This window comes from uncultured Sphingomonas sp. (genome assembly GCF_913777625.1).
In the GTDB taxonomy this organism is placed as follows: Bacteria; Pseudomonadota; Alphaproteobacteria; order Sphingomonadales; family Sphingomonadaceae; genus Sphingomonas.
This window is the reverse complement of sequence record NZ_CAJYTI010000005.1, coordinates 104,449-110,757: the sequence shown is the minus strand read 5'-3', so window position 1 is coordinate 110,757 and position 6,309 is coordinate 104,449. Positions and strand designations below refer to the sequence as shown.

Annotated in this window: 7 protein-coding genes; 4 read left to right on the top strand and 3 right to left on the bottom strand. The window is 68.8% G+C overall.

Annotated elements, in window-relative coordinates; translation table 11 throughout:
- Positions 1 to 63: 63 nt before the first annotated feature.
- Positions 64 to 300, top strand: a complete 237-nt coding sequence (locus tag QZ814_RS02845) for a zinc-finger domain-containing protein (protein ID WP_017980288.1) — start codon at positions 64 to 66, stop codon at positions 298 to 300.
- A gap of 36 nt (positions 301 to 336) precedes the next feature.
- On the top strand, positions 337 to 1,764 hold the full coding sequence (gene tldD / locus QZ814_RS02840; protein WP_294329567.1) for a metalloprotease TldD: 1,428 nt from the start codon (positions 337 to 339) through the stop codon (positions 1,762 to 1,764).
- Positions 1,765 to 1,768: 4 nt separating this feature from the next.
- Here the strand turns inward: tldD and QZ814_RS02835 are convergent, their stop codons facing one another.
- Both QZ814_RS02835 and QZ814_RS02830 read right to left on the bottom strand, forming a co-directional pair.
- Positions 1,769 to 2,065 (bottom strand): CcdB family protein, encoded by a 297-nt coding sequence (locus QZ814_RS02835; protein ID WP_294329566.1) that lies wholly within the window; start codon positions 2,063 to 2,065, stop codon positions 1,769 to 1,771.
- Positions 2,065 to 2,310, bottom strand: a complete 246-nt coding sequence (locus QZ814_RS02830; RefSeq protein ID WP_294329565.1) for a type II toxin-antitoxin system CcdA family antitoxin — start codon at positions 2,308 to 2,310, stop codon at positions 2,065 to 2,067. Before QZ814_RS02830 ends, QZ814_RS02835 begins: the two co-directional genes overlap by 1 nt.
- Positions 2,311 to 2,360: 50 nt before the next feature.
- On the opposite strand from QZ814_RS02830, the gene QZ814_RS02825 reads away from it, so the two are divergent.
- Positions 2,361 to 2,576, top strand: a complete 216-nt coding sequence (locus QZ814_RS02825; protein ID WP_294329564.1) for a DUF2007 domain-containing protein — start codon at positions 2,361 to 2,363, stop codon at positions 2,574 to 2,576.
- Here the strand turns inward: QZ814_RS02825 and QZ814_RS02820 are convergent.
- Entirely contained in the window at positions 2,566 to 3,783 is a 1,218-nt protein-coding gene (locus QZ814_RS02820; RefSeq protein ID WP_294329563.1) for a UbiH/UbiF/VisC/COQ6 family ubiquinone biosynthesis hydroxylase, read from the bottom strand. The two genes, QZ814_RS02825 and QZ814_RS02820, sit on opposite strands and share 11 nt — an antisense overlap.
- A gap of 141 nt (positions 3,784 to 3,924) precedes the next feature.
- On the opposite strand from QZ814_RS02820, the gene QZ814_RS02815 reads away from it, so the two are divergent.
- Positions 3,925 to 6,306 (top strand): DNA translocase FtsK, encoded by a 2,382-nt coding sequence (locus QZ814_RS02815; RefSeq protein WP_294329562.1) that lies wholly within the window; start codon positions 3,925 to 3,927, stop codon positions 6,304 to 6,306.
- Positions 6,307 to 6,309 lie beyond the last annotated feature (3 nt).

Sequence of the window (6,309 nt, the reverse complement as noted above, 5' to 3'; positions counted from 1 at the left end):
GGGGGAGAGCGAAGACGTAGCGGAGGATTGATGGGACGAGCGTGCCTTGCTATCCGCTGGCGCATGATCGCGCCGCCCGAAATCGTCCGTGTCTCCCAACGCCGCGTCGCCTGCGACGGCGCCACCGACATTCCCGGCGGTGCGGCGCTCGGCCATCCGCGCGTGTTCCTCCAGATCGACGAGCATGGCTACATCGACTGCGGCTATTGCGATCGGCGCTTCGTGCTGATCGGCGGGCCGGCGGATGGCGTCGATCAGGCGACGTTGCGCGACATTTCGGAAGGCGCGAGCCCGCGCTAACTAGCCGGGCCGCATCGCGCGCCTATATTGGCGGGTATGACCGTATCCGCCGATCCCCGCTCGTTCCTGTATCGCGACGCGCTGTCGCCCGACGCCGCGCTGCGGCTGACCGCCGAAACGCTGGGGGCGGCGGACGATGGCGAACTCTATCTGCAATATCGCAAGGCCGAGGCGTTCGGCTTCGATGACGGGCGGCTGAAGACCGCGAGCTACGACACCAATGCGGGCTTCGGCCTGCGCGCGGTGTCGGGCGAGATTACCGCCTTCGCGCACGCCAACGAGCTGTCCGAAGCGGCGATCCGCCGCGCGGGCGAGACGATGGCGCTGATCGACCCGTCGAAAGGGGCGAAGGCGCCGCCGCCTCAGGGCAACAACCGCCACCTCTATACCGACGCCGATCCGCTCGACCTGGTGCCGTTCGCCGACAAGGTGAATTTGTGCCAGACGATCGATGCCGCGGCGCGGGCGCGCGATCCGCGCGTGGCGCAGGTGTCGGTGGGCCTCAGCGGCACGTGGAGCGTGGTCGAGATCGTGCGGCCTGACGGCTTCGGCGCGACCGACGTGCGGCCGCTGGTGCGGCTCAACATCCAGATCGTCGTCGAACAGAATGGCCGGCGCGAGACGGGCAGCTTCGGCATCGGTGGGCGCTATCTCTACGACCGGCTGGTCGCGCGCGAGACGTGGGAGCGCGGCATCGACGTCGCGCTCAACCAGGCTTTGGTCAATCTCGACTCGGTCGCAGCCCCTGCGGGCGAGATGACCGTGCTGCTGGGGCCGGGCTGGCCCGGCGTGTTGTTGCATGAGGCGATCGGCCACGGGCTGGAGGGTGACTTCAACCGCAAGGGCACCTCGGCCTTTTCGGGGCGAATCGGCGAGCGGGTCGCGGCACCCGGCGTCACGGTGGTCGATGACGGCAGCCTCGCCGACCGACGCGGTTCGCTGTCGATCGACGACGAAGGCACGCCGACGCGAGAGGTCGTGCTGATCGAGGACGGCATCCTCAAGGGCTATATGCAGGACCGCCTCAACGCCCGGCTGATGGGCGTCGAGCCCACCGGCAACGGCCGTCGCGAATCGTTCCAGCACGCGCCGATGCCGCGGATGACCAACACCTTCATGAAGGGCGGCAAGGACGATCCCGCCGAGCTGCTCTCGCGCGTGAAGAAGGGCATCTACGCCAAGAGCTTCGGCGGCGGCCAGGTCGACATCGTCTCGGGCAAGTTCGTCTTCTCCTGCACCGAGGCGTATCTGATCGAGAATGGCAAGCTCGGCGCCCCGATCAAGGGCGCGATGCTGATCGGCGACGGGCCGACCGTGCTCCACCGCGTGACCGGCATCGGCAACGACTTCGCGCTCGACGAAGGCGTGGGCATGTGCGGCAAGGGCGGCCAGTCGGTCCCCGCCGGCGTGGGGCAGCCGACGCTGCTGGTGGAAGGGCTGACGGTGGGCGGTACGGCGGCGTGAGCCGTCAGTTGCCGGTCAGCAGCATGTCGAACGCGGCGATGATGTCGAGCCGATAGGTTTCGAGCGAGGCGACTGCCGGACCGAGATCCTTGGCCCGGACGGTGGCGGCGTACTGGGTCACCATCGCGCAGCGCTCCCCGGCGATGTCGAACACCGGATTCAGGCGTGCGCGTAGTGCCGGCGCCCGATCGAGCGGCACCAGCGGGGCGACCATGCGGGTGGAGAGGTGCCCCAGCACCTCGGCCTGGCAATTGAGCAACAACGCACCGTCTGCGGCGCGGTGCACGTCGTACTGCGGCATCAGAACATGCGATAGCGTTCGAGCGGAAGGCCGTTCTCTTCCACCCATTTGTTGCAGGCTTCGGCCCAGGCGCGATTCTCTTCCTGCCAGCGCCGGTCCTGCTCGGCCTTGGTCGCGTGGCGAATCGCGGCTTCGCAGACCTGCGACAGGTTGAGCCCCACCTCGCGCGCCGCCGCGACGACGCCGGTATCGATCGAGACGTTCACCGCCTTGCGCTTGCCGGACGCGATGGGATCGTGCTTCATGCGGACAAATTATGCGCATGCCCCATGCGCGTCAATCATCGGAGGCCAGTATGGCGCTCGTCGAACTCGGCCGGTTCAACCGGCAGGAAGCCTTCATCGTCCAGGGCCGGCTGGAGGATGACGACATCCCCAGCTTCGTGTTCGACGCAGGCGCCAGCATCGCCGACGGCAGCTACCTGCTGATCCCGGTACGGGTGATGGTCGACGACGAGGACCTCGCCGCCGCCCGCACCATCCTCGACGCGGCGGGTGGCCCTACGCCGTAATCCCCTGGAGCAGCTTGGGCACGTCGCCGCTTTCGCCGCGCGCCTCGCCCATGAACCAGTTCTTGAGCGGCGGGAGCTTGTCCACGGCCGCGAGGCCGAAGCGCCGCGCCGCATGGGGCAGCGCGCCGGGGATGCCGAACAGCCGGGTGAGCCCGTCGGTCGCCAGCGCCACCATGAAGGTGTCGAGCCCGCGCCAGCGCTGGTAACGGGCGAGCAGTTCGGGATCGCCCATGTCGAGCCCCAGCCGCTTGCCGTCGACCAGCACCTCGACCAGCGTCGCCACGTCGCGGAAGCCGACATTGACGCCCTGCCCGGCGATCGGATGGATACCGTGCGCCGCGTCGCCGACCAGCGCCAGCCGCTCGGCGGTGATCCAGGCGGCATGGTGGAAGCCGAGCGGATAGGAGGAGCGCGACGACAGCGGCCCCAGCTTCCCCAGAAACCCGCACATCTTCTTCTCGGCCTCGGCCAGATAGGCGCGGTCGGAGATCTTGTGCATCGCCGCCGCGTCGCGGGCGTGGACCGTCCACACCACCGCCGAGCGATGGCCGTTTTCGTCGTCGAGCAGCGGCAGGATCGCGAACGGGCCCTGCGGGTAGAAGATCTCGTAGGCGATGTTCTCGTGGGACCGCTCGTGATTGAGCGTCGCAATCATCGCGGCATGGTCATAGGTCCAGCGCGCGACCTTGAAGCCGGCCGAATCGCGCGTGGGCGAATTGCGCCCCTCCGCCGCGATCAGCAGCTGCGCGCGCACCGTCGCGCCCGAATCGAGCGTCGCGACCACGCCGTGCGGCCCGCGCTCCACCGAGACGGCGCGGGTCTGCATCCGCACGTCGGCCAAGGGCGCGGCCTGCGCCGCCTCGAACAGCGCGGTCCGCAGCACGCGGTTCTCGAACATGTGCCCGAGCGCCCCGTCATCGTCCTGCGGCGCGAAATCGAGTTTGCCGAGTGCCAGCCCGTCGGAGACCCGGATACCCTCGATCGGGCACCCCTTCCCCGCCAGCCGCCCGGCGACGCCGATCGCCTCGAACATCCGCATCGGCGCGCTCGCGATCGCGGAGGCGCGGCCGTCGAAGCTCGCGCCGAGGATGGTTTCCGGGTCTGCCGGATCGATCACGATCGAGCTGATGCCATGCGCGTCGAGCGCAACCGCCAGCGCGCTGCCGACCAGCCCGCCGCCGAGGATGAGAATGTCCGCCTGGTCCATGGCCCTGCCCTAGCAGGTTCGCACGCGCCTGCCAGCCGTCAACAGGTGCAGGGCGGCGAAGCGAGTGGGCCTGCCTTGACGGCGGACTCCGCAGGCGCGATGATTCCGCTACCTTTTCCTTGCAGATCCGGAGGCTGGACGATGGCGTCCCGCGCAGAGGCGCCGCACTGGCGCGACACGATGAAGGCGGGTGTCCGTCGCGGCGGGTTCGTCCTGGCAGGCACGGCGCTGTTCGTGCTGACCGTCGCGCTGGTACTGGCACTGGTGAGCTACCATGCCTCGGATCCGGCGCTGAACACTGCCGCGGGCGGACCGGTGCGCAACTGGCTGGGCCCGGTCGGCGCCTGGATCGCCGACATCCTCTACACGCTGATCGGCCTACCGGTTCTGCTGCTCGCGCCCGTCGGACTGCTGAGCGCGCACCGGATGATGATCGACCGCCCGATCGAGCGTCCGCGCCGGATGATCGGCAGCGCGGCCGTCGCCGCCGCACTTGCCGCGGTCGGGCTCGGGCTGCTCCATTTCGACTGGTCGCTGCCGCTCGACTGGCGGTTGCCCGCCGGCATGGGGGGGCTGGTCGGTCTGTCGATCGCCGGCGGTGTCGACTGGCTGATCGGGCTGGCGGGGGATCCGGCGGTGTCCTTCTGGGTCGGCCGCGGCATCGGCCTGCTGCTGGTGCTGGGCGGGCTGTGGCTGTGGTGGATGCGGCTGGAGTTCACCTCCCCCACCCGCCTGTTCCAGATGCCGCGCTTCACCCGCACTTCCGGCGACGCGGAAATCGCGACGGCCGGCGAGGGTCCGCGCTTCCGTGCGAAATCACCGCCGGCGCCGGCATTCGACGATTCGGATGAGGACGACCTGCCCTTCGACCGAGACACGCCGCTCGTTTCGGAACCGCGTCGCGTCGTCGTGCCGGACAATCGCCCCGGCCCGGTGATCGCCGATCGCACCGTTTCGACCGCGCCGGCGCGCACCAAGCCGCCGGTGCAGGCCGCGCTCGACTTCAAGGACAGCTACCAGCTCCCCCCGCTCGACCTGCTGACCCCGCCCCCGGCCAACCGCACCTCCACGGTCGACAAGGCCGCGCTGGAGCGCAATGCCCGGCTGCTCGAGAGCGTGCTCGAGGACTTCCATGTGAAGGGCGAGATCGTCGAGGTCCGCCCCGGCCCAGTCGTCACCATGTACGAGCTGGAGCCGGCGAGCGGCATCAAGGCCAGCCGGGTGATTCAGCTGGCCGACGACATCGCCCGCAACATGAGCGCGATCTCGGCCCGCGTCGCCACCATCCCCGGCCGAACGGTGATGGGCATCGAGCTGCCCAACGCCACCCGGGAGAGCGTGAGCCTGCACGAGCTGATCGGCAGCCAGCAGTTCGAGGAACAGGGCGCGACGCTGCCGGTGGTGCTCGGCAAGAACATCGCCGGCGAGCCGGTGATCGCCGACCTCGCCCCGATGCCGCATTTGCTCGTCGCCGGTACCACCGGCTCAGGCAAGTCGGTGGGGCTGAACTGCATGATCCTGTCGCTGCTGTACCGGCTCACGCCCGAGCAGTGCCGGCTGATCATGATCGATCCGAAGATGCTGGAACTCAGCATGTACAAGGATATCCCCCACCTTCTCGCCGATGTGGTGACCGAACCGCCCAAGGCGGTGCGCGCGCTCAAATGGGCGGTCGAGCAGATGGAGGATCGCTACCGGATGATGGCCTCTGTCAACGTCCGCAGCCTGGCGAGCTACAACGACAAGGTCCGCACCGCGAAGGCCAAGGGCCAGACGCTCGGCCGCAAGGTGCAGGTCGGCTATGATCCGGAAACCGGCAAACCGATCTACGAGGAAGAGACGCTCGACCTGCAGGTGCTGCCGCTGATCGTCGTCATCGTCGACGAGCTGGCCGACCTGATGATGACCGCGGGCAAGGAAGTCGAATTCCTGATCCAGCGGCTCGCCCAGAAGGCGCGCGCGGCGGGCATCCACCTGATCATGGCGACGCAGCGCCCCTCGGTCGACGTCATCACCGGCGTGATCAAGGCGAACCTGCCGACCCGGATCAGCTTCCACGTCACCTCGAAGATCGATTCGCGCACCATCCTCGGCGAACAGGGCGCCGAGCAGCTGCTGGGCAAGGGCGACATGCTCTACATGTCCGGCGGCAAGGGCATTACGCGCGTCCACGGGCCCTTCGTCAGCGACGAGGAGGTCCAGGCGATCACCGATTTCTGGCGCGCGCAGGGCGCGCCGGACTATATCTCCGCGGTCACCGAGGAGCCCGAGGACGGCGGATTCACCCTGGAAGGGGCGCCCGATGGCGAGGACAGCCCCGAGGAGCAGACCTATCGCCGCGCGGTGCAGCTGGTCGCGGAAAGCCAGAAGGCCTCGACCTCGTGGCTGCAGCGCCAGCTGCGCGTCGGCTACAACTCCGCCGCCCGCCTGATCGAGCGGATGGAGCGCGAGAATCTCGTCTCCAAGCCCGACCATGTCGGCCGCCGCGAGGTGCTGATGGATACCGAAGGGCGGCCGTTGTAACGG